This is a genomic window from Dapis hubbardiae BLCC-M172, from assembly GCF_050016015.1.
In the GTDB taxonomy this organism is placed as follows: domain Bacteria; phylum Cyanobacteriota; class Cyanobacteriia; order Cyanobacteriales; family Microcoleaceae; genus Trichodesmium.
Genome location: NZ_JBNHEQ010000169.1, coordinates 1 through 25062, shown reverse-complemented (window position 1 = coordinate 25062; position 25062 = coordinate 1). Strand labels below are relative to the sequence as shown.

17 protein-coding genes are annotated in these 25062 nt (G+C 36.4%); 8 read left to right on the top strand and 9 right to left on the bottom strand.

What is annotated here, in order from left to right; translation table 11 throughout:
* The first annotated feature begins 29 nt into the window (after window positions 1–29).
* Together ACP6PK_RS15495 and ACP6PK_RS15490 are read left to right on the top strand one after the other, a co-directional pair.
* On the top strand, window positions 30–545 hold the full coding sequence (locus ACP6PK_RS15495; RefSeq protein ID WP_426560564.1) for a hypothetical protein: 516 nt from the start codon (window positions 30–32) through the stop codon (window positions 543–545).
* 62 nt (window positions 546–607) lie between these two features.
* Window positions 608–1198: a hypothetical protein gene (locus ACP6PK_RS15490; RefSeq protein ID WP_426560562.1), complete on the top strand. Its 591-nt coding sequence runs from the start codon at window positions 608–610 to the stop codon at window positions 1196–1198.
* Between the two features lie 414 nt (window positions 1199–1612).
* Here the strand turns inward: ACP6PK_RS15490 and ACP6PK_RS15485 are convergent, their stop codons facing one another.
* Together ACP6PK_RS15485 and acnB are read right to left on the bottom strand one after the other, a co-directional pair.
* Window positions 1613–3364 carry a GmrSD restriction endonuclease domain-containing protein gene (locus tag ACP6PK_RS15485; RefSeq protein ID WP_426560560.1) on the bottom strand — a complete coding sequence of 584 codons (1752 nt, stop codon included), beginning with the start codon at window positions 3362–3364 and terminating at the stop codon, window positions 1613–1615.
* Window positions 3365–3455: 91 nt separating this feature from the next.
* Window positions 3456–6065 carry a bifunctional aconitate hydratase 2/2-methylisocitrate dehydratase gene (gene acnB, locus ACP6PK_RS15480; protein WP_426560558.1) on the bottom strand — a complete coding sequence of 870 codons (2610 nt, stop codon included), beginning with the start codon at window positions 6063–6065 and terminating at the stop codon, window positions 3456–3458.
* 585 nt (window positions 6066–6650) lie between these two features.
* Here acnB and ACP6PK_RS15475 point away from each other — a divergent pair.
* The 3 genes from ACP6PK_RS15475 to ACP6PK_RS15465 all read left to right on the top strand — a co-directional run bounded on the left by ACP6PK_RS15475 (window position 6651) and on the right by ACP6PK_RS15465 (window position 13114).
* Window positions 6651–6815: a hypothetical protein gene (locus ACP6PK_RS15475; RefSeq protein WP_426560556.1), complete on the top strand. Its 165-nt coding sequence runs from the start codon at window positions 6651–6653 to the stop codon at window positions 6813–6815.
* Between the two features lie 1167 nt (window positions 6816–7982).
* A complete protein-coding gene (locus ACP6PK_RS15470) occupies window positions 7983–12089 on the top strand; it encodes a PAS domain S-box protein (RefSeq protein ID WP_426560554.1) in 4107 nt (1368 codons plus the stop codon).
* Window positions 12090–12421: 332 nt separating this feature from the next.
* The gene (locus ACP6PK_RS15465; protein ID WP_210407515.1) at window positions 12422–13114 is read left to right on the top strand and encodes a diacylglycerol/polyprenol kinase family protein; all 693 of its coding nucleotides are present in this window, start codon (window positions 12422–12424) and stop codon (window positions 13112–13114) included.
* A 195-nt stretch (window positions 13115–13309) separates the two neighbouring features.
* On the opposite strand, the gene ACP6PK_RS15460 is transcribed toward ACP6PK_RS15465, so the two are convergent.
* From ACP6PK_RS15460 to ACP6PK_RS15435, 6 genes are all read right to left on the bottom strand, one after another.
* Entirely contained in the window at window positions 13310–13651 is a 342-nt protein-coding gene (locus ACP6PK_RS15460; RefSeq protein WP_426560582.1) for an IS200/IS605 family accessory protein TnpB-related protein, read from the bottom strand.
* Between the two features lie 32 nt (window positions 13652–13683).
* On the bottom strand, window positions 13684–13974 hold the full coding sequence (locus ACP6PK_RS15455) for a transposase (RefSeq protein ID WP_426560580.1): 291 nt from the start codon (window positions 13972–13974) through the stop codon (window positions 13684–13686).
* A 46-nt stretch (window positions 13975–14020) separates the two neighbouring features.
* Window positions 14021–14482 carry a transposase gene (locus ACP6PK_RS15450; protein WP_210407449.1) on the bottom strand — a complete coding sequence of 154 codons (462 nt, stop codon included), beginning with the start codon at window positions 14480–14482 and terminating at the stop codon, window positions 14021–14023.
* A 960-nt stretch (window positions 14483–15442) separates the two neighbouring features.
* On the bottom strand, window positions 15443–15592 hold the full coding sequence (locus ACP6PK_RS15445; RefSeq protein WP_094673757.1) for an isochorismate synthase: 150 nt from the start codon (window positions 15590–15592) through the stop codon (window positions 15443–15445).
* Between the two features lie 174 nt (window positions 15593–15766).
* Window positions 15767–15916, bottom strand: a complete 150-nt coding sequence (locus ACP6PK_RS15440) for an isochorismate synthase (RefSeq protein WP_094673756.1) — start codon at window positions 15914–15916, stop codon at window positions 15767–15769.
* A 1225-nt stretch (window positions 15917–17141) separates the two neighbouring features.
* Entirely contained in the window at window positions 17142–18719 is a 1578-nt protein-coding gene (locus ACP6PK_RS15435; RefSeq protein ID WP_426560551.1) for a photosystem II high light acclimation radical SAM protein, read from the bottom strand.
* A 395-nt stretch (window positions 18720–19114) separates the two neighbouring features.
* Here ACP6PK_RS15435 and ACP6PK_RS15430 point away from each other — a divergent pair, with 395 nt between their 5' ends.
* The 3 genes from ACP6PK_RS15430 to ACP6PK_RS15420 all read left to right on the top strand — a co-directional run bounded on the left by ACP6PK_RS15430 (window position 19115) and on the right by ACP6PK_RS15420 (window position 23166).
* Window positions 19115–19483 carry a DUF1830 domain-containing protein gene (locus tag ACP6PK_RS15430; RefSeq protein WP_094673754.1) on the top strand — a complete coding sequence of 123 codons (369 nt, stop codon included), beginning with the start codon at window positions 19115–19117 and terminating at the stop codon, window positions 19481–19483.
* A gap of 2079 nt (window positions 19484–21562) precedes the next feature.
* Window positions 21563–22117 carry a hypothetical protein gene (locus ACP6PK_RS15425; protein WP_426560549.1) on the top strand — a complete coding sequence of 185 codons (555 nt, stop codon included), beginning with the start codon at window positions 21563–21565 and terminating at the stop codon, window positions 22115–22117.
* A 299-nt stretch (window positions 22118–22416) separates the two neighbouring features.
* Window positions 22417–23166 (top strand): ABC transporter ATP-binding protein, encoded by a 750-nt coding sequence (locus tag ACP6PK_RS15420; RefSeq protein ID WP_426560547.1) that lies wholly within the window; start codon window positions 22417–22419, stop codon window positions 23164–23166.
* A 355-nt stretch (window positions 23167–23521) separates the two neighbouring features.
* Here the strand turns inward: ACP6PK_RS15420 and ACP6PK_RS15415 are convergent, their stop codons facing one another.
* Window positions 23522–24280: a response regulator transcription factor gene (locus tag ACP6PK_RS15415; RefSeq protein ID WP_094672606.1), complete on the bottom strand. Its 759-nt coding sequence runs from the start codon at window positions 24278–24280 to the stop codon at window positions 23522–23524.
* Window positions 24281–25062 lie beyond the last annotated feature (782 nt).

Sequence of the window (25062 nt, the reverse complement as noted above, 5' to 3'; positions counted from 1 at the left end):
ATGTTACTACCTAATTGAGGATTGCTATAATGAGTGATTTATATTTAAGAGTCTTTAAAGATAAAAGTGAACTGGTACAAAGGGATGGCAAAGAACAGGTTTTTTTAGAAGATAAAATGAGCGATGAAGCTAGAATCAGATATCAGAAACTAACCCAGGAACTGGCAAATAATTACTTAGAAAAACAAATTATTGCTTGTCGCGATCGCAATGTTATGAGTGATATATTTCAACTCGAACAAAGTCAAATAAATACTTTGAATAAACTTGTTAATTCAGTTACCAGTGAGGTTGGTAGAGCATTAGTTGGTTTAACAATTTTACAGTTGTGTATAAAAAGTATTGAACCAAAACAAAGTATTAGACTACATAAAAGCAGTACAAACAGAAATGCTTTTTCATGGCAAGAAGGAATACCAATGCGTTCTTTAGATAAACAATATATTACTCCTATTTTGCGCAAATACGAATTATTAAAACTAAATGCAGATGGATTTATGATGACGCGCAGTTTAGCAGAAAATTATCCTTCTATGCTAAACTAAAAATTATCCAATATAAAGATATTATAATTTATCTAAAATCTAAAAACCCCAACGTTGTACTTATGACTGAACCTTTAGTTACTACTGCTGAACCTTTAGTTACTACTACACAAGCTGCTTTTTTACTCAATATTTCTACCGGTCGATTGCGGGAATTACTGAATCAAGGTCGTGTTAGAGATGCTGAAAAAGTCGGAAGACTTTGGATGATTCGCCTTAATTCTAGGGGAATGCCAGAAATTAAACCAGGTCGTCGTGGTCCCGAAGGTACTTGGAACAAGAATCGACGCTCCGCCAATACTTTTGTTCATGTTCTACGAAAGACTATTGACTATAACCGAGACAATGGAACTGCTTATCCTGCAGTTGCGGTGAAAGTTGGAGATAAAAAGGATTATTGCCACGCCTTGAAAATAAAAGGACCTTGCCAAATCGTTTATCAACCTCATGATCCCAATAGGAGTCAAGCCGGGGGAGCACGTCTGTGGATAGAAGTAGAACCACAACATACAGTAGAGCGAGTATATTTCAGTGATGGAGATTACGGTCCGCCACCAGAGGTGAGTGAGCAGAGAGCGACAGTTAAAAAGAAAAAGTCAAAACAAAAAAAGTCAAAACAAAAAAAGTCAAAAATCAAAGGAAAAAAGAAATAACAGAGTCATTTAGATAAATAGTTAGCTGGGAAAAGAGAATTTACGAGCAGTAGATGTCTTCTGTTCTGTTTTATGATGTCTCTAAATAAATCGAATTATCTTGAGTAACTAATTCTACGCATATTTATATCATGTTCGGTTGAATACTTATAAATAATTACCAAGGAATCAGGAGTCAGTCCTCAGCAGTCAGAATTGTTGGGGAAAGGAGTCAGGAGAAAAGTAGAAGTGTAATATCTTTTCTCTACTCTCAGAGCTGAAATTTTATTTATAACTGATTATACGAACATGATATTAGTGGTAGAAAGGTTTAAAGGATTATCATTAGGATGTGCTTTAAACCACCAAGCTTAAATGAAAAAAAAATTGAATAACCTGATATTTTTGCTATTTAATTAAGGAAAAAATCTACATTTAGAAAGGCATCGGATCATCAAGATCATCAATCACTTTTTTACCCATCGCTTTTTCTATTTTCTGAATCAAAGCTTCTTTTCTGTGAGCGAAAAATTTATCAAAATCATCATTCCAAAGATGTGAAGGTTCAATATTATGAGAGCGTAAAATTTCCTCCATCTGGTTTTTACCCATTTTACCTTCTTTCATTATTACTTTGAGGTACTCACTAGGAGATTTACCGCCTATTTTACGATTTGTTTCGGCTGATAATTGTGTTTTATTTACTACACTGTTGTATTTATTAGGGTCTAAATTGTGCTTTTTGCACCAAGCTTGAGGAAAGATATGGTGCATATCTATATCCTCATCAAAATATTTTTGTGAATCAATACTGGAACCTGTTAAAAAATCTCTACAACCGTCTCGCATTAATAAAGCAGACAAACCTTTAAATTGGGCACTACTTCTGTTTTTTAATTTCAATAGTCTGCTCTTATAAAAACTAGAATTTCCTGCTCTTTCTGGCATTTTATTTTCTCTACCTAAAATCCATTTTGGTACTTGCAGGTCTGCTATCAATACCTTTTCCAATGTTATTCCAGAACCATAATTTCCGCTAAAAATACCAGACCAAAACCACTTAGATATTTTATTTTTAGTTCCGGCTATTTTCCAATCATCAAGGCCGATTTTTATGCAAGCTATAGCCATAGACATAATTTGTGATGTATAAGGAACCTCCTGTTCAGTAAAAACTTTTTCCTCATATAAAAACTTTTCTATCTCTTTCAATGAGTCCTGAATTTCATTAGACCATTTTTTGTAATCCTCCAGTTTCAAGTCCAGAATATCAGTATCTCGACATTTAGGGTTATTTTGACTCTCAGTAGCTAGTAAAGTCACTGCTGTCAAAAAAGCACTTTCATCAATTTTATTAAAAACGTGCTTTTCTTTTCCATCATTAGTTAATTCTTTTTGACGCTTTTTCCAATCTTCTCGTAGTGAAAAATTGTCAGTCGCAAATTGTGCAGTTAATAAATCAAATGTCTTGAGTTTCTCATTACTTTGATTAACTCTCAAAAATATCTGAGATATAGCTGGCTTAGGTGTTTTTTTAGGTAGTTCAATATATGGTATTACAAACTTTCCAAAAGAGTTATCAATTACTTTTTGACGAAATTCTTTATACAGTTTGATTTGGTCTGAATCCCTCTCTTCCCAATACTTGCAATATCCTTGTTCCCAATCGAATGGGTCGAAAATTTTTGTCAGAGGATATAATCTATCTTCATATTGCTTTTCTGGAGCCAAAACATCAAGATACTTCTTTTGTCTATCTTCTGTAACTCCTACTATTGCATCATCTCTTCTATAGTCTGACTTTAGTGCATCTTCTATTTGTAAGTAGTACCGAACCTTAATAGATTTCTTCTTATGTCCAGTTGTAGTTGATACTGGCTGGTTTGACATCAAAGCCTGATAGAGAGCTGTTAAACGTTGCTGACCATCAAGAATAAGTTTTTCTGGTATAACTTCTTTAGAAACCTCTACTCCCTCTATTAACCGAGCCTTAAACTTAACATCAGGACTACCAGTTTCCAGTAGCAAAACCGATCCAATTGGATAGGACAATGAAACACTGCCTAATAATCGGCGTATAGTTTCATCATCCCACTTCCAATCTCTCTGAAAATCTGGTAATTGTATATTCCCGTTTTTAATATCTTCAAGGCAGTCTCTCAAATTAAACTTATCAGAATTGACCATACTTTTGTAATCTTTTTGTATTTATATAGACAATAAATTAATTAAGGTGAGCAAACTGCCCACCTTAATATTTTTTAGATTCTACTACTTACTACTTCCCAACACCAACTGGCATCCCTAAAATTTCCTCAATCTTCGGCATCTCTTCCAACGGAATCACTCGCCCTTCATCCTCAAAACCAGCAATTTGATCGAAGTTCAAATACCGATACAAATCACCCGCAAACGGATCGACTTTCTCTTTCATAATATCCAAATACTCATCCACACTAGGTATCCGCCCCAACAACGCGCAAACCGCCGCCAACTCAGCAGAACCCAAATATACACGCGCACCTTTACCCATACGGTTATTAAAATTCCGTGTGGAAGTCGAGAATACAGTCACCCCGTCTTCAACCCTTGCCTGATTTCCCATACACAAAGAACATCCAGGCATTTCCGTCCGCGCACCAGCAGCAGCAAACACCCCATACATTCCTTCCTCCCGCAACTGTTTCTCATCCATACGAGTTGGCGGACATATCCACAATACACCTTTGACTCGTCCTGCTCCTTCCAATACTTTCGCAGCAGCGCGATAGTGACCGATATTTGTCATGCAGGAACCGATAAACACTTCATCAATTTTATCCCCCGCACATTCGGACATCAATTTAATATTATCCGGATCGTTAGGTGCCGCCACAATAGGTTCCTTGATTTCGTTCAAGTCTACCTCAATAATTTCGGCATATTCTGCATCTGCATCCCCAGACATCAATTCTGGATTTGCTAACCATTGTTCCATCTTGGCAACCCGACGCATAACAGTCCGCGCATCTGAATAACCCCGTGCTACTATATTCTTTAACAAGGCAATATTAGAACGCAAATACTCAGAAATTGTCTCGGTACCCAACTTAATCGTCGAACCAGCACAAGAACGTTCAGCCGTTGCATCGGTCAATTCAAACGCCTGCTCTACCTTCAAATCTGGCAAACCTTCCATTTCCATGATTCGCCCAGAGAACACATTTTTCTTATTCTCCAACGCTACAGTTAACAACCCTTTTTGAATCGCCACATAAGGAATAGCATTCACAATATCCCGCAATGTTACGCCTGGTTGTAACTTACCTTTAAACCGCACCAACACAGATTCTGGCATATCCAATGGCATTAAACCCAAAGCTGCTGCAAACGCCACTAAACCAGAACCCGCTGGAAAAGAAATTCCCAGAGGAAAACGGGTATGAGAATCACCACCTGTTCCCACAGTATCCGGTAATAACATTCGGTTTAACCAAGAGTGAATAATTCCATCTCCCGGACGCAACGCTACTCCACCACGAGCGGAAAAGAAATCAGGTAAGTCTTTATGAGTCTTAATATCAACTGGTTTAGGATAAGCAGCAGTATGACAAAAACTCTGCATTACTAAATCAGCACTGAAACCAAGACAAGCGAGTTCTTTCATTTCATCTCGCGTCATAGGTCCGGTAGTATCCTGAGAACCTACCGTTGTCATCAATGGTTCGCAAGCTGTTCCCGGACGAACACCTGGTAAACCGCAAGCTTTACCGACCATTTTCTGTGCCAAGCTGAAACCTTTACCTGTATCTGCTGGTACTTGGGGACGGGTAAATACAGAACTCGTTTCTAATCCCAGAGCGTTACGGGTTTTGTCAGTGAGGGTACGCCCAATTAATAGAGGAATTCGCCCCCCTGCTTGTACTTCATCGAGCATGGTTTCTGGTTTCAAGGTAAAAGTGGAAATTATTTCTCCACTTTCGTCAGTAATTTCCCCTTTGTAGGGATGAATAGTTATTACCATTCCTGTTTCCATTTTGGTAACATCGCATTCGATAGGTAATGCACCAGAATCTTCAGCAGTGTTGAAGAAAATAGGAGCAATTTTTCCTCCTAAAATATACCCACCTGATTTTTTGTTAGGAATGAAAGGAATTTCTTCCCCAATATGCCACAACATGGAATTACAGGCAGATTTCCGGGATGAACCTGTACCGACAACATCCCCAACGTAGGCGACTGGATGACCTTTTTGTTTTAACTCGGCAATTGTTTTTAACCCTTCTGGCATTTTTGACTCCAGCATCACTAATGCGTGGAGTGGAATGTCGGGACGAGTAGTAGCGTGGGGAGCAGGTGAGAGGTCGTCGGTGTTGGTTTCCCCAGGAACTTTGAAGACAGTAACTGTTATTGTTTCTGGAAGTTCGGGGCGAGTGGTAAACCATTCTGCTGCTGCCCAAGAATCTACTACTTGTTTGGCGTAGGGGTTAGTTTCTGCCAATTCTATAACGTCATTAAAGGCGTCATATACTAACAGAATTTTACTTAAAGCTTTAGCTGCTGTATTTGCTAGTTCAGAATTTTCCGATTTGAGCAAATCTATTAATGATTGAACATTGTATCCACCAACCATTGTACCTAATAATTCGACCGCGTAGGTAGAAGTAATTAGAGGACTCGTTATTTCTCCTTTAGCAATACCTGTGAGAAATCCGGCTTTGACATAAGCAGCTTCATCAACTCCTGGTGGTACGCGATCGCGCAATAATCCCATCAACTTTTCTTCTATTCCGTTTGGTGGGTTTTTCAGCAGTTCACATAATTCTGATGTTTGTTCAGCATCTAGTGGGAGGGGTGGAATACCCTGGGTTGCTCGTTGTTGTAGATGATTTTGATAGTTTTCTAACATTGTTTAGGTGTCCTCCAAGTTTATATTACTAATTCTACAGTTTAGATATTTATGCTGAGGGGATTTTGACGCAATACTCTTACCCTTATGGAGAGTTAGGTTCACTAAAAAAACAGTGGATTTCAATGCTTATAGTTTCTTAAACTTGACATCCTCCCGACGCGGGATTCCCTATAATACCATTTCTCAAAAACTTTTCTATATTTACTTAAGCAGGGGAGTAGGGGAGTAGGGGAGTGGGGGAGAAGCAAACATAAGAATAATTAACATTAAACTAGCTAAAATCAGCCAAAAAATGATTCTGATTGTACCGAGCGGTTAATAACTGAAGTATCGCCCAAGTATAGCAATACTTTTGGGAATTGGTATAATACCATTTCTCAAAAGTATTGCTATATTTACTTAAGCAGGGGAGTGGGGGAGTAGGGGAGTAGGGGAGAAGTAAAAACAAGAAAAATTGGTAGTGCGTCAAGGAAGTGTGGGAAGTGTGGTCCGGGTGGGAAGTAGGAGAAATAATTGTACCTGTATCTTTTTGGGAAGTGTCTGCCTTTCGTGCTAACTTTTTAGTCTCAAAGGCTAAAAAATTTGCACTTTTTTCGCGACCATGTGGGCGCTCAACCTTTATATATCAGTGCTTTGATATTATATTGGCCAGCCCTACGCGACTTATCCCACACTTTACTGATGCACAACCGAAAAATTAATACTAAATTTGCTCAAACGAACAAAAAAGTAATTACCTTAGTTTAATTACTTAATAACTGAAGTGTTATCCAAGGTCTTGCGTTAATGCATGGGAATTGGCATAATTGAATCGCACAACAATAGTTAGCCCCTCGTTTGATTGGCAAAATGTTTTTGCAGGGTTGCTCACGCATCCCCGTTACAAAAACAACTTCTGCCTTCTAACTTCTGACTTCATCATTGTGGCAGAAAATGGCGTTGCTGAACCAAGGGATGAATCCTTGCATAAAAGGTAAATCCTATCTTTTACCAAAAAATGAGGGCATGAGCCTCCCCTTTTAAGGGGATGAAAAAGCGGTAGGCAAGCGGAGCAGTCCGTCAGGATGGGATGGCGTTTCGCTGCGCGACATGTAACGCGAAGCGTCCCGGAGGGACAGGTTTCCCGCTCTTGCAGAGCCGCGAACGCTTTTCATGTCGGCGACAGCCGTTAACGCGGAGCGACATGGAAAGCGGAGCATTCCCTATACGAAAAAGCGCAGCTCCTCCGCAGGAGGCTAACTGAAATGACTTCCTCCCACAAATAAGCAACGCCCAGAAAATAGACTGGAACTAAGTTTTCTAGAACTTTGAACTTTGAAAGCAAGTAGACAGCTAAAAGTAGAGATTTATTTTTCTAATACGTTGTCGTAGGGGTTTGCTGACCAAACCTCTACCGTTACGGTAGCAAATAGTTACCTCTTCTTGCCTCTCCCTGTTCCCATATCCAGTATTCCTACCCTTTTTTTATCTTTCCTTGACCAATAATCTCTGTAGTTTCACTGAATACCAACTTTTATTTTAAAATAAGTAGTAGGGACAATTTATCCATTCCATCTACAAGATGTTCCATCTGGGCTGAAAACCCTGATTTAATCCTTTTAAACTCTTGTCTTTTTTTTAAAAAACAATTGGCTGTGAATCCTCAAGTCAAGTAAAATCAATAAATCTTCATAATCCCAGTTAAGAAAATTTATATTCTCTAGAAAAAATACTTTACAATATAATTATCTGAGCCATGTCCTAATTTGATGTTAGAAGTTTATAAATTTAACTTTTATGATTAGGGATCGTTATCTACGATAAATTATCTAAAAAGTTGCCATTCATTAAAGTCAAGAAAAAAATATAAAAAATACTAAAAAAAATATCAAATATAACATGGGAATAAACAAAAATATATAGTTTAAGTAAGCCATGAAAAAAAAACAAAAAGAGACTGAAAAACTATGGGAAACAATTGCTAAACTAATGCAGGGGGCAATTTCGATTAGCCGTGCAGTTGATGGTGTAATTCTCTTCAGTAACGAATTATTTAGACTTAAATTTGGTATTCCTAACCACAAATCAATCGGTCTTCCAATATCTAATTTTTATTCTAGTCCTGAAGAATATGAATTATTGCTCGTAAATCTACATCAAGAAGGTCTGATACGCGGTCGTGAACTGCCTATCAAAAAAGCAGATGGCACATTTTTCTGGGCCAATATCTCAATGTGTTCTATACAATTTAATGGGGAAACCGCAATACTATCCATATTTTCAGATATTTCAGAACACAAACTTACTCAAAAATCACTGCAAAGACAAGCTTTAACTTTTGAGCATATCTACGATGGGGTAATTCTCACGGATGTTCAGGGTAATATCGTTGACTGGAACCAAGCAGCAACCAGAATGTTCGGCTACAGTAAAACTGAGGTATTGGGCAAGACTCCAGCCATTTTACACCAACCAGAAGTATCTTCTACGTTAACACCAGAAATAATTGAGGGGATGAAGGGCAATGGTAAGTGGGTAGGACAAATTAACTTCATTCGCAAAGATGGCAGTGAAGGTGTATGTGAAACAACGGTTGTACCAATGCTAGACAAATCTCATCAAATCTTGGGAACGATAAGAGTTAACCGAGATATCACTGAGGAAAAGCGAGCGCAAGCTAATGAAAATATACTATTAGAGTCACTCAAATATCGTGAACGTTTACAAGCAGCAGTCGCACTCATAGGACAAAGGGCACTGAAAACATCAAATATTTATAAACTAATTGATACATTAGTTGCCATAGTTGCCAAAACTTTAAATGTGGAATTTAGCAAAGTGTTAGAGTTGTTGCCTGGTAATCATGCTTTTCTCCTTTGTGCAGGTGTAGGTTGGGAAGAGAATTTAATAGGTAAAGCTACAGTTAGTGCTGGGGCAAAATCCCACGCAGGTTATACTCTTTTAGCAAATCAGTCAGTCATTGTCAAAGATTTTTTTGTGGAAACACGTTTTCCTGGTTCGCCCTTGCTACATAACCACCGAATAGTTAGTGGTGCAACTGTAATTATACCTCACTTAGAAATCAAAGAATCTCAAAATACTAATTCCCATAACTCTCAAAAAGCTTGGGGTGTTTTGGGAGTGCATACTCAACAATATCGAGAGTTTACCCAAGATGATATTTACTTTCTCGAAGCGATCGCCAATATTCTAGCAACTGCTATTGAACGTCATGCTAATGAGGAACGCTTGCAAGTATTGAAGCGGGCTATTGATAATAGTAACAACGGCATCGTCATTACTGATGCTACTCAGCCAGATAATTCCATTATTTATGTTAATCCTAGTTTTGAGAGCATCACAGGTTATCAGGCTGGGGAGGTGATGGGGAAAAATTGTCGATTTTTACAAGGAAAATACAGAAATCAGCCAGCAATTTCTCAGATGAAAAAAGCTGTTTTACATGGTCAAGAATGTCATGTGATTTTGCAAAATGTGCGGAAAGATGGCACGGAATTCTGGAATGAACTATTCATTGCGCCAGTTTATAACTCTCAGCAACATTTAACACATTTTATTGGCATTCAAAACGATATTACAGAAAGATTCCATTGGGAAGCAGAATTATTTGTCAAAACTAAAGTCTTAGAAAAATTCAGTTCTAGCTTAAAGGAATTGCATAGAATTGCTACCTATAATCATAATAAGATAGAAGAACTTTTTGCTGATTATCTCCAAGCAGGTTGTAAAATTTTTGGCGCAGAAACTGGAGTTATTGGTGAAGTAAAAGGGGAATTATTTATCATCAAATCTGTACAATCAAACTTGGATTATTTTGCTAGAGGAAAAGACTTTAATTTAGGTGATATTTTATGTAATAAAGTACTGGCAGAACAAAGAACAATTTTTAGCAATGAATTACAAGAATCAGAAGCAAAAGGTATGCCGATAAAGTTATATATTGCTACTCCAATATTTGTAAACAATCAAATTTATGGTACTTTATCCTTCTCATCTCCCCAAGCCAGAACAAAAGAATTTGAGTTTCACGAACAAGAAATTATTGAATTAATGGCTGAAGGCATAGGTAAATTTATCGCAACTAATCAAGCTGAGGAAGCACTCCGAGAAAGTGAGGAACGTTACCGTCGTTTGGTAGAGAACTCGCCAGAAGCGATCGCCGTAAATTGTCTGGAAAAGTTTGTTTATATAAATGCTGCTGGTGCTAAATTACTTGGGGCAAATTCTCCAAGAGAAATTATCGGTCAATCAGTCTGGAAATTCATTCCTCCAGACTATATAGAAATAGAAAAAAAGCGACTACAACAAGTTCAAAAACAAGGAAAACAGACACATTTACAAGAAGAAAAGTTAATTAGACTAGATGGAGAAGTAATAGATGTGGAAATAGTTGGAATACCTTATACTTATGATGGCAAGGCAGCAACCCAGATAATTATTAGAGATATCACCGAACGCAAACAAGCACAAGAAAAACTTGTTTATGAGGCACTTCACGATACACTGACAGGTTTACCAAACCGCTCCTTGTTTTTTGACCGACTAAGACTAGCATTGCGTCGGTCTAGACAACACCCAAATTATCAGTTTGCTGTTCTCTTTCTAGATTTAGATCGGTTTAAAGTAATTAACGACAGTTTGGGACATACTATAGGAGATAAACTATTAGTAGCGATCGGCAAACGACTACAGAATTGTATCAAAGGTTCAGATACTCTGGCGAGATTAGGAGGAGACGAATTCACGATTTTAATGGAGTATCCACCTGGTATTAACTATGCTACCAGAGTAGCTGTGAAAATCAATCAAGAACTGGCAAAACCTGTATATATTGAAGGGCATGAAGTCTTCACTACAGCTAGTATTGGTATTGTTGCCAGTCGTGGAAATTTTGCTGATAGTGCCGATAGAAATCAGCTTGATATTTGTCCTATTTACAACAACCCGGAAGACTTACTGCGAGATGCAGACATTGCTATGTATCGGGCTAAAGCTTTAGGTAAAGCAAGGTATGAGGTGTTTGATTTGACAATGCACAGCCAAGCTATATCATTGTTAGACCTGGAAAACGATCTGCGACGGGCCGTAGAAATGATTAAACAAAATCCAGCTAATTCTCAATTTCGCTTAAATTATCAACCAATTATCTGTCTATTTACAGGTCAAATTACTGGTTTTGAAGCTTTGCTACGGTGGCATCATCCCACTAAAGGCTTGATTTCTCCAGCTCAGTTTATCCCCATAGCAGAAGAAACAGGTTTAATTGTTCCTCTGGGAATGTGGATATTGCGAGCTGCTTGTCATCAATTAACTATTTGGCAGCAAGAATTTAACTGTCAATATAAAGAGTACAATGGGAAATTGACAACAAATAACACTCAAGAAATGTTCCTGGTCTCTGACTCTTTACCTCACAGACAAAATGGCAATAGCAAATGTTCTTCTACTTGCTCTATATATAATTCTAGCTGTCAATTTCCTACCTCCAATTTGACCATAAGTGTCAATCTTTCTAGTAAGCAGCTCTCGCAAGCAAATTTAGTAGAAGAAATTGAGGATATTTTACAAGAAACAAATTGTCAACCTAATTCTTTGAAGCTAGAAATCACTGAAACTGTAATTATGGAAAATGTTAGTTTAGCCACTCAAATGTTGAATAAACTGAAAAATCAAAATATTAAATTATCAATAGATGATTTTGGTACAGGTTATTCATCATTAAGTTATCTACACCAGTTTCCTATTAATACTCTGAAAATTGACCGTTCTTTTGTGAGTAGATTAGACTTGGATGGGAGTGGTCAGCCATTAAAAATTGTCAGTGCAATAATTGCACTAGCTCATAATTTAGGCTTAGAAATTATTGCAGAAGGAATAGAAACCCAAGATCAAATGCAACAACTTCAACAACTGCAGTGTAACAAAGGACAAGGATATTGGTTTTCAAAACCATTGGAAAGTCACCACGCAACTGAGCTACTTCGTAATTTTCAAAATAAGGCAGTAGGGAGTAGGGAGTAGGGGAGTGGGGAAGTTACTAATTACAGAGGAGGTAGTCGGAAAAAATGTTCCATCTTGAATCATTGCCAAATCTTTCTAAATTCTTTCCCACTCCTGACTCCTGACTCCTTGTCTAATTACACCAATGCTACCAGATTTGACCTCATATCTTGATTATGCAACGCCTTTTTTCTTTTACCGAAATAATTAATAATTAAACAATTAAATAATTAGATAATTCAGGTTTAAAGCCTCCCCTTTCAAGGGGAAAAAATAAATATTTTCCTTATTTGTCAATCCTCTCCCTAAAAGGGAGAGGTAATTATCAATTATTCATTATCCATTATCCATTAATGAAAGTGTCTATCATCACCACATTTCCCAATATTTGGTTCCAAGTTTCTCTAGTCGGAGCATGGTTAGGAATTATTTTAATCCTTGCCGAAACACTTAACCGTTTTGCCAAAGTAGACCCAGAGATGTCGCGAAAGGTCGTTCATATTGGCACAGGTAATGTAATTCTATTAGCTTGGTGGTTGGAAATTCCAGCCTGGGTAGGTATTACTGCGGGAATTATCTCAGCAGCGATCGCCCTTATTTCCTACCGACTACCTATTCTTCCCAGTGTTAATAGTGTGGGGCGCAAAAGTTTAGGAACATTTTTCTATGCAGTTAGTATTGGTATTCTCATCGGTTGGTTTTGGTCTATCCAACAACCTCAATATGCTGCCCTTGGTATTTTAATTATGGCTTGGGGTGATGGGTTAGCGGCTGTTATTGGTCAAAATTTTGGCAAACATCCCTATCAAGTCTGGGGCATGAAGAAAAGTTGGGAAGGCTCCCTAACGATGTTTTTTGTTAGCTATACTGTTTCTAGTTTGATTCTTTTGGCCGTGCAAGGCAATATTTGGCAAACTTGGGTAGTTACTATTCCGGTGGCGTTAGCTGCTACTTTATTAGAGACCTTATCAAAAGTTGGTCTGGATAATTTGACTGTACCTTTAGGTAGTGCTGCTCTTTGCTTTGTCCTAAATCAATTTTTTTAAGATTATCTTTTCCGTGATAGGTTTAATAGTTGATAAAAATATAGTCAAATATGACTAATCCTTATTTTGCAGGCGTTACCCTGACTGGGTGTTAGCGCAGCTCCTCCGCAGGAGGCACTACAACACCCTCTATCCCATGGTCAAAGACATTTGGGACTGCTTTTTTCATTATGTTTAGAGAACCGTTCACTTTACTCATTGATTAATCCTTTGTTGGCAGTACGATACAAGCCTCTTTGTCTTGATGCAGTCGCTCATGGGGGAAACCCCCAAGACCGCGCTGCATCGCTTTATTCTTTTTCCTGAAAAAGTGACTTGATTTTTTTGGCCTTTCTTGTACACTGGAATCAAATCATTATCTATAAAACTTGATGCGGATGTATAAGATTCTTCTGTAATAATTATATTTATCCCTACTATCTTGGCTTTATAAGATAACATTTCAATTAACTTATTATAGGGAATGGATACAAAATTTTGATTATTTCTTTTCCCTAAATTTATCTTCTGCTTCCAGTCTTCATTATGACCAATTATCAGAGTTCCTCTGCATCTGATTAATTAAAGTATCAATAATCAAACGAGATGCAATATGCAAGGTAATCATTGATTTTAAATTCTCTTTTTAACATAAGCTTTTTCAGTAGCCGACTTGATTGATTTTCCCGGAGTTGAGATTGTAGGAAGCTTTTAACTTTGTTATAGTATTGATTTATAGATTTTAACGGTCTGCCATTTATCAAGAGCGGTTTCATTCCGGCTTGATTAAAAGTTAATGTAGCTAAATTGTTTAATCCAATATCAATACTGGCACAACGATTTGACTCTAGCTCATATTGTTTTTTAGTGGTTTCATAAATTACCTCAATTACATAATGATTAAGTCTAGGGACGAGACGAACTTGTTTAAGAGCGTGAAGTAGGTACTAGGGTTTTTAGATAAATCCCAGTTTGAGAAGGATTAATAATTCCTTGTTTAAGTTGCTTCTTGCTGATGGCTTGTTTTGTATAAACTACAATATTTCTTCCCGTTATTTTATTTTTATACCTAGGAAGACGCGGGGCAGCTCTAAACTTTGATGGGTTCTGTTTATAAACTTCATTCGCTGCTAAAAAACTCTTCCAGTTTCGATCTATTATCATCAAGATTTGTTGAGAGACTTTAGCTGGCATTGCTTTATAGTCTACTTGAGTATAAAGTGTTTTTTGCAGGTCATAATAGTGACGATAAGTATTTTCAAATATAAAAGACTGACGAACTAAATAATTGGCATAGTTATAGAGATTTTTAGACAAGAAACACAGTCGGTCAATTTCAGCATAAAACCGATGTGTTGGTTGAATAATATGTCTCTCAACTAATCTCATAAATCAAGGGGTTAAAATTAATAAATGCTCAAAGCATTTATTAATTTTTATTATTATTTACTCTTGAATTAAGTGCCAATTTTATTATACCATTAAACATCAGGTCGAGAGTTATTAAATTTTGTCAAATACTTAGTAGCTATGGATGTACAAATCAACGAAGATATTTGACATTATTTGACTATGTATGACTATATTTATATACAACGTTTATTATACCATTTTGAAAAAAGAATGTTACGAATAGTCAGAGCGATAAAAAGACTTGACAGGAGATGTCCCTTGGACAAAAAATATGATGTATGACCTAAAAAACTATATTAAAGCCATTCCCATGCGACTCCGTACGGACGCCCTTATGCAACGTCCCTACCTCCTGACTCCTAAAAATTACCCTAGCTATTTGTAGCAAACATTTATCAAACTGGTATAATACCTACTCTCTACACGGTGTCTACAATTACTTTGGCTTTATCCAATTATTAGCAACAAATTTACCCCATCTTTACTGAGAGATGGGGTTTTGAACTGTTAACTATTAGACATCTCCAAAAATCAAAAATCAAATCAATTCTTATTCATAAATTATCAATTAATTCTTCCTGTTCCCTGTTCCCTGTTCCCTGTTCCCTGTTCCCTCTTTTCTGGAGATGTCTATTTATTGGTTTTGTTGGTATTAAGTACAAAAACCTATATTCTTCATCTGATAGCGGAGTTTTTCTGAAAGACAGACGTCCCTTGCAAGGAATGTTTACTTCAACCCGACTTCTAAAGCTTGGTCTTCAAGTAGGTTTTTCTACTGACAACACAGCAGACTATTCCTCTCCTGACTGCTTGAGACTAGCTAATCTAATTGAAGTCGTGACTGAAAAACGATAGTGCGCGAGGCAATTAATAGGGGCGTAGTTAAGATTAGTAGTAAGATGATTCTGAATCTTCCAAATTACTCCGAGCTAACGACTAATCTGCCCAACTATGTCCTTGATAAGGGTCTCCTTCAAAAGGTTGTACACCAATCATTGGATACATATCATCACTAGGACCAAAAATGCGACGAATTGCTTCTGCGAGGTAAACAATGGTGTTTTCCATAGATTTGAAAATATTCATAAATCCCACCTCTTTATGTTTATGTGTTGTTCAAACTTTTTTCCTTTACTCTTTTTGAGACTAGGTAATCTCATTCAGGTCGTGACTGAAAAAGCATAGTGTGCGAGGCAATTAATAGGGGCGTAGTTAAGATTAAGATTAATCTGAATCTTCCAAATTACTCCGAGCTAACGACTAATCTGCCCAAATATGTCCTTGGTAAGGGTCTCCTTCAAAAGGTTGTACACCAATCACTGGATACATATCATCACTAGGACCAAAAATGCGACGAATTGCTTCTGCGATGTAAACAATGGTGTTTTCCATAGATTTGAAAATATTCATAAATCCCACCTCTTTTTTGTTGTTCAAACTTTTTTCCTTTACACTTTTACTTTAGCTCGTTCTTACCTTAGTTGGCTGTAGTTGTAACATTTGTTTGAAGCTCGTATTATTTTGTAATTATTTCCTACAGGGATCAAGATAAAATGTGAATATTTTCAGGTAAAATGTGAAGATTTTAGGGTTTATTTTTACAATAATTTACTTTAAAGCTCTATTTTTCCTGAATTTATCCTTCTTTAAGCGTAGGTTAAAACTCACAAAAATGCCCATCTTAACTTTAATTTGTAGTATAGCACATTTACTAAATAAGGTTTGCTGAAAAAGTCTTTTTTAAGGAGTAGGGGAGTAGGGGAGTAGGGAAGTAATTTTTTTGCCCAACGATGCGCCAGAAATTACCTCCTTTTTGAGCATACAGAGCTTTTCAGGATCAACCACATCGTCATAACCAAAACCCTGTAGGGGCGATTTCGTTCCGAATGCTGTCGCCAACGCGTTTGCGTTTCATGTGCCTAGCAAAGCATGACCTAGGAAATCGTCCCTACTGTGGTCTACTGAAATGAAAACTGCTGTAAAGAGCTGAAAACTAGGTACTTTTTCCAGACCTAAAAAGGCACCTTATTTCTTGTTAAATGCTTTGATATTTTAATCAGCAAGCCCTAAATAAAATCATGTTTGGAAATCAGTAGGGACGTTCCATGGAACGTCCCTACTGGACCGATACAACTAATTTTGTGCATTAGGGAGGGTTTATCTAAATCTTAGGGTAAGTATGAAAATTTATAGTAAAACCCACCCCTGCAGATGGTGTATAACTTGATATTTTGCCTAAGTCCTGAATCTAAAAAGTGCTGTAGGTAAAAGTTATAGATTTCTAGGCGTTGCTGAATAAAAGTATGATTTTACCGAATAATTAAGGTTTAAAGCCTCTCATGATCAAGGAGAAACAATGAATTTATTTTCCTTTTATTCAATCCAATCCGTTTTAGGGAGAGGTAATTATCAATTATCAATTATCAATTATCAATTCTTGAAAGGAGTCGTAGGGGCGAATGGCCATTCGCCCCTACAGCAGTCAGGAGTAAGGAGCTATAAAGAAGCTTTTTCTGCACCTTAAATAGGTGGAATAGGTCTAATTTCCCCTTAAATAATTCAGGAATTTTATACCTAAAATCAGCAACGCCGATTTCTATAACAAAGATGCATTAATAACCCACCTTTTTAATTATTAATTAACTCTTACCAACTGTTTTTTATCCTTCTTAGATGTAATAGGCGCACTTAAAGCTTCATTCAGTTCAGCACAACCTAATTTTTCTTCTAAAATAGCCATAACTTCACGACCAAAATCATTAGGATTTCTTTGCCAAGCTTCTAGACAAACTTCACCGAAAAATGCACCTAAAGGTTCTGGGTTCCATAACAACTTTCTAGCTGTCCAAGGCATTAAACTCATAGGGTCATATCCAGGTTTCAAGATGTCTTTTTCAAAAGCATAATCTTCTAAATGAGTATGAGGTTGTAACCCTATAAAGAAGATAGCAGGTTCTACTTTATCAGCTCCAAAAATTCTCTCTAGTTCCCGATGATAAGCAATAGTTTGCCTAATAGTTTCATAAGTTTCATCAATTACATTAAAAGAGTAATTAACTGAAACTAAATCATTAAAACCAGCAGCTTTTAAATCTCGACAATTTTCCAATACTACCCGCAAGTTATAACCCATTCGCATTTTCCGGACAAGTTCTTGGGAACCACTCGTAATACCAATCTCAAAATAATTCATCCCAGTTTTTGCCATTAACTCGCATAACTGGGGAGTGAGATTATCTGCGCGAATATATGCCGCCCAATGAATATCATCCATCCCTGCATCAAGGATTTTTTGTAATAACTCCACAGCATCATCAATATACTTCCGAGCAGGAATAAACTGAGCATCAGTAAACCAGAAATTACGAATACCACGCTTGTATAGTTGCTTCATTTCTGCAACTACTTCATCCGCAGGGTTGATCCGGACTTGTTTACCCTCAATAACTGTATAGACACAGTAACAACAGTTATGAGGACAACCCCGTTTCGTCTGTACCCCAATGTAGAAGTCTTGGTCTTGGAGGTAATATACAAATTCTGGCCAGATGCTATTAATATAGTCATAGTCGCAGGCAGTTTTCTCAATGGGAGCTGGTGCTTCGTGAATCAAGCGATCGCGCGGTGATGTTTCTCCTACCACATAGCATCGTTGATCCTTAAAATCTTCTCCTTGAATCAGTTTTTCTAATAATACCTCTCCTTCTCCCACGGATACAATAGTACCAGTGGGTAAGCTACGACCCAGTTGTTCATAAAAGACACTTACTGCTCCACCACCAACTACTGCACGAGTTTCTGGCCGATACATTTTGGCCTTTTTTAGAGCCTGTTTAATTAGTCCGACGTTACGCCAGAGTTCTGTGTAATAGGAAACAGCTAACCGCAAGCCTCCCACTGCACCCCTAAGTTTAATTAGAGGGTTTTTGGCGTAGTAAAACTCAAAAGCATTTTGCAGAGGGTTGCCTCCACGACCTCCTACGGGTGCATATATCTGAATATCTCTCCAGGAGAAGACTAATAGGTTTGGTTTGAACTTATCGATACAATTATCCAAAGCTGTTCCGTAGTCTAGAGGTGGTACAGCCCCCAGGTCAAATATCTTTTGTTCTACTTCTGGGAAGAGTTTGTGGACATGATCTGATAAATAAACAACTCCAATAGGAAAAATTGGATTGCATGGGAGACGGACGTAAAGAACTTTGTTTTCCATAGTGTCTTTGTAATAGTTTTGTAAATCGTTTTTTAAGAAAGATTGCCAGTATGTCGGACTTATTTAATTTTAATCTTTAATTTTATTAAAATTTTGATACACCATCTTAATAAAAGTCAATTAGCTTGTATTCGTAGCTACAACTAGAATCAGTTTGAATTAAAATTGTCTGTATAATTTGATGCCATAGCACAAATTTAAGAAAAAGTTAAAGGTTTGCGGTAATATTAAGAATTTATTAAAAAAGCATTAAGACCTTATTAAGATTTGTATTAACGATGTGATAAGAAATCTAAAACTCGGTATTCAAGATTACAACTAACAGGGATCGGTTGGTGTTAATTTGTTAATATAACTAAATTTGTATAAAGTAAAAACTTTTGTAAAGAGTAACTATGGCACAAATTCTTGATCCCTTACCATCTGACAGTTCAAATCAAATTCTCTGCTGCTACGTTAATACCACAAGTCAAATCCAGATAGCTAAAATTAGTAATGTAACTAATTGGGATTTTGAAAGAGTTGTTTTTCCAGGGCAACGCTTAGTATTTGAAGCAGTTGTCGGCGCTTGTATGGAGATTCACACAGGTACGGTGGCCAGCTCTATCTTATCAGATACAATACCTTGCGATCGCCTACAAATAAATGAAGGCCCTTATTCTTCAATTTCTAAAACTGAAAAGTCTGTAGTTAAGTCAGCTACTTTATCTCAAAGACGAAAGTCTCCTGGAAAACCAGAAGCAGTTTTAAGCACAGTAGATTAATTAATTTGTACTTCTAAGTGTAGTGAAGTTAAAAATCTAAGGATAAATCAACTTAATTAATAATCATCATTTATTTTTTCTCTAAGAAAAAAAATTGATCCTATGGATGATTAATACTCTTTTTGTTTTGTATTGAAAAGAATCTTATAGAGGAAATGAGTTGCGACTCATTTCCTCTATATTTTATTTATGTAAAATTTTTGGATGTTAATCTTATCTAATCCAAGTTTTTTACCGAAAAATTAAGGTCTAAAGCCTCTCCATTCATGGAGAAAAAAGCGGTCGTTAGCGGAGCTTCCCGTAGGGTGGGATGGCGAGGTTTCCTGCTCTTAACAGAGCCGCTCCGCTAACGCCATATCCAATCGACCAAGAGAAGAAAAAAAATCCTTTTAGTCAATCCTCTTCTTTATAAGAAGAGGTAATAATTAATTATTAATTATTAATTGTTGAATCAACCATTATCTATATTGCATTAGAACTGTATTTTCAAATTACTTTGACAATTTATCTGATTGAAATATAGCAATCAACGCATAGGTTGCGGGTAATCAAAAAGTAGATAAAAAAACTGAAAGTCTCACCTTTTCCTTGTTCCCTGTTCTCTCTTCCCTGTTCCCTAAAAGCAGTAAGGTTTTTATACACAAATAAAATAGGACTGCCATATTGTCATTTTGAATTTTATCCACCACTTATATTTCAGCAAATTTGGAGCTTTATTTCAATTCGTATTTTTTAAATAGAATTTATCCAATTCTGAGAGACTGGAGAGTAAAATAATTATTAAGAGAGCACGCGAAGTGACTAAAATCTAAAAGCGGTAATACTTCAAGGGATTGAAAGAAGGTAGATAGAGAAGTATTCAGTACATATATTCCTAGATTTAATAGCGACAAATATTTGCCCTTGTATTTCTTCGGACTTCCATACCTGTTCCCAGTTAAGTGTTCCCTATCTCCTTTTTATATTTGCTGATACATTCAATCTCTGATTTTGACATTCTAATTTCTTAATCTAGATTGATTAAATATACAGCTTTATTTAGCATATTTATAGCGGTTTTCACTTCATGACTTGCATTACTTCTTCCTTCTTCCTTCTTTCTTTAAACTCAAATATCTGTACTCTAAAAAACATGAAAATTGCTATAATAGCTAAAACGATTTTAATTGTACTTGCAAAAGGCATCATTATATCTGAGTTTCAATCAGAAATCCCTTATAGCGGTTGTCACAAAGGTAGACTATAAAACTTTTTCCTTTAAACCCAAATATCTGTACTCTAAAAAACATGAAAATTGCTATAATATCATGTCGGGTTGAACAGTTATAAATAATGAGGGAGGAGTCAGGAGTCGTAGGGGCGTTTCATGTCGCTCCGCGAAACGGCCGTTAGCTTCGCATAACTATCGTTAACGCCCGTACAGGAGTCAGGAAGGAAGAAACAAGAAAAAAGAAAGAAGAAAAAAGAAAGAAGAAAGAAGAAGGAAAAGGAAGAGGGAGAAGAGGAGAAGAAGGAGAAATTTTTTTTATCACTAATTATCCAGACATGATATAAAATCCCTATTCCTAAACCTATAAAAAATTTCTCAGGTTAATTAGGGCTTGCTGATTAAATATCAAAGCAATGACGGATAAAGGTTTGAGCAATTTTATCTCTGGAAAAAGTACCAGCTTTTTGATTGATAAAGCCGAAAAGGTTAGCATTTTGGGTAGACGCGAGGCCAAAAAATCACTCTTACTATTCTTCCTCCTGCCTCCTCTATAATTCCCACTTCTCCTGTACGGATTATTTCCGTTTGTCATGCTCCTAATTACGCGTTTACGTTTGCAGAGCATTCCGAAGGAAAGTATTCCGGAACAGAAATCACCCCTAGGACTCCTACCCTTATTCATAAGACTTTTTCAGCAAACCCTAATTAAAAATGACTTGATTTTAATTTTTAGTGAAATAAAAATTCTTGGATTTTATTCTTTTTAAATTCTGACTCAGTTATCTTGACTCCTGAGCAAAAGCCTAATATTTGTAGCTAAAATTTATCAAATAGGTATAATTTTATTATGTTTACAATCTGGACTTAGTATGACTGAAAATCAAAATTCAGAAACATTTATATTTAGAATTTCTCCTTTGATTAAATTAACCCTTTTAAGTTTGTATATTGCATTAACTTTACCTTTGCCTTTTTTATCTGAAGCCACCAATGCACCAGTACCTCCTCTTATTTTAGCAATAGGACTAACATTAGGAGCAATAGCATTATACGCAGCTTTAACAGAACGAGTCATAACTAATGAAAAGGGAATTCAAGTATCCTATCCAGTTTGGGTACCAGACCTCTTTCGCAAAGGTTGGTACTTACCTTGGTCAGAAATAAGAGCGCTCAAACCTCGCACTACAGGTCAAGGTGGTCTAGTATACTATTTCCTGAATAATTCTCGAGAAGGTTATTTGTTGCCTATGCGAGTAGTTGGTTTTGCTAAACTGGTTCGGATAGTAGAGGCAAAGACAGGTATAGATACAACTGATGTACGCCCTCTATCACAACCTTGGATGTATTTGATTTTATTCGGTTGTACCATACTTTTACTATTAGTAGATGCTTGGACTATTTCTAATGCAGTTGCCATTTCCTAAGTAGGGTTTGCTGAAAAAGTATAAGTGGTAGGAGTAGGAGTCGTAGGGGCGTTTCATGTCGCTCCGCGAAACGGCCGTTAGCTTCGCATAACTATCGTTAACGCCCGTACAGGAGGAAGAGGGAATTTAGAGGAGGTTGTCGGAAGAATTATTCCTTGATTTGTCTGCCTCGCGTCACCCTAAAATCCTAACTTTTTAAGCTTTTTAGACTGAAAACCTTGCACTTTTTCCAGACCTAAAATGCTTTTACCTTTATCTGTCAATACTGTGAGATTTATTCAGCAAGCCCTAAATAAAAAATGGAACAACAGCAGTCTCAACTATATTTAGACAAAGTAAGTTTAACTACCCCAGTTACCTCCCACTATTTACTGAAAGATATTTCTTTTGCTGTAGAAAAAGGTGCTAGGGTTGCTGTAGTAGGTGTCTCTGGAGCTGGTAAGACATCTCTGTTACGACTATTAAATAGATTAAATTCTCCTACTTCTGGTTATATCTATTTAGATAACCAAGATTACAGCAAAATTCCTGTCATGCAACTCCGAAAAGAGGTAACAGTGGTATTACAGGAGTCAAAACTTTTGGGAATGTCTGTAGCAGAAGCGATCGCTTATCCTTTAAAACTTAGAGGACTAAGGCAACCAGAAATTCAGCAAAGGTACGAATATTGGATACAGCAGTTAAATATTCCTGAATCTTGGTTATCCAGGTCAGAATTACAACTTTCCATGGGGCAAAAACAGTTAGTAGCGATCGCTCGTGCTGCTGTAATTCAACCTAAAATTCTTTTATTGGATGAACCTACTTCAGCTTTAGATATTGGTACTGCTAGTAGAGTTATACAGGTATTAGCAACTTTAGCAGAAAGTGAAGTAACGGTAATTATGGTCAATCATCAAATAGATTTAGCTCAAAAGTTTTGTACACAATTGCTACATCTAGAACAAGGAGAATTAATTGAAGATTCTGCCAGTAATAAAGTTGATTGGGTTAAGTTAAGGCATCATATTATCAAAGCACAAGCTCAAGAAACTGAAGAATGGATTTAGTTTAATAAAATGGATTTAGTTTAATAAAAATGTTTGTAGAAGTCTCCAACTAGAAATATTATCAGGACACCCAATATTTTAGGATATTTTAGGTGGGTATGAATGCTGACAAAAGATACAAAATATCTATCTAATTTTATTTGGTGGTGAGAACCCCAACTATAAATTTAACTTCTGACTTCTGACTTCTGAGTTGTAATACCAATTCACTTTAAAAATGTCACAAATAGTTTCAAACTTTAGATATGAAACTATTTATTCAAATTACTATAGGGTGAAAATTTCGAGCCAATCAAATCTTACTTTTGAATGCATGACTTTTGACTTTTGAATTCCGTGAAACGGTATAACTTCTTCAAGCTGGTGCAACTTCTTGAGGTTGTTTGTAACTTTTTTGATAATTTTTCTGCCATTTACCCATAGTTAAGATTTCTCTATTAAATCTATAACCGACATTTCTAACTGTCTGAATTACACTAGGTTGACGGGGGTCAATTTCAATTTTTTTCCGCAGAGATAGTACATGAGTATCTATAGTACGAGGATTATCTATAGAATCTGGCCATCCTCTGTGTAGTAATTCTGAACGAGTAAGGGGTATTCCTTCTGCTTGAGCTAGGACATAAAGAAGACTAAATTCTTGTGGAGTTAAATCAATCAGACTACCCTTTAAGATAACTCTACGGTGTACCAAATCAATAATCAAATCACCATAATCTAAACTGATGGGTGGAGTACAACTAATAGTTCTGCGACGACGTAGTAGAGCTTCTACCCTTGCCATAAACTCTTGCATACCAAAAGGTTTACAGAGATAGTCATCTGCTCCTGACTTTAACCCTGCGACAATATCCGCTTCAGTTGTGCGGGAGGATAGCATCAAAATTAAGCACTGTTGCTGTTGCTGAAGCCACTGGCAAAATTCTAGAGTATTTCCATCTGGTAGGTCAGTTTCCATAATTACCAGATTTGGGCAATGAGTGTATATTAATTTTTTGGCATGATCGACATTTGCTGACTGGTTTACCAAATGCTTTGCTTGCTGTAAATGCCAACCAAGTAGGGAGCGCAGATGCGGATTCCCTTCTACGATTAAGATACAAGCATCTCCCACTTAAAATAACTTCCTATATATCTTTTTTTTATAATTAGCTTTTACTAAGCTAACATAAATTACTGTTGTATTTTTGTAACATCTGTTACTCTAACTCAAAAATTCTGTTTAAAAGACTTCTTTAGGAAAATTCTCATACCTATTGGTAAAGGGATTTTTATGAACGTTATTTCAATTTGCTCAAGTAATGTTACTAATAAGCTTGATTGATTTAAAGATTTTACCGATCATTTCTCTTTGACTAAAAATTAACCCTCAAGTTTGTCACCAAGAAACTAAAATAGCTTGAGTAAAACAAAAAACAAATAATTAAGGTTTATATTAAGCACCTACACAAAATTAATTACATACTAATGCTTATGCAAAATAAATTACACATTTTATTATACATCTCCAATATTATCCATAAATTATCAATTATTTCTACTTCCTGTTCCCTTTTACCTGTTCCCTCTCTCAACTAGAAAATTCCTAAAAGCACGACTACTTAACTATAATAATTTATAACTAAATATTTATAGCGTTTCTCAGTAAGCGTGAGGTACACTTTGATATTTCTTCCCTGTAGCAATAGTGCCTGTAGCAATAGTGCCTAGAATTTTGTACCTCACGCTTTTTGGGAATTGCTATAGAAGTATTGGCTTCTGAATTCTAACTCGTGAGTATTTACTTTCACCAATTAATAGCAAAGTTTGTTCCAATTATTATTCCACATAGATTAATTATTATATATAGCAATCCGTGCATAGGTTGTGATAAATTAAAAAGTAGATAAAAAATTT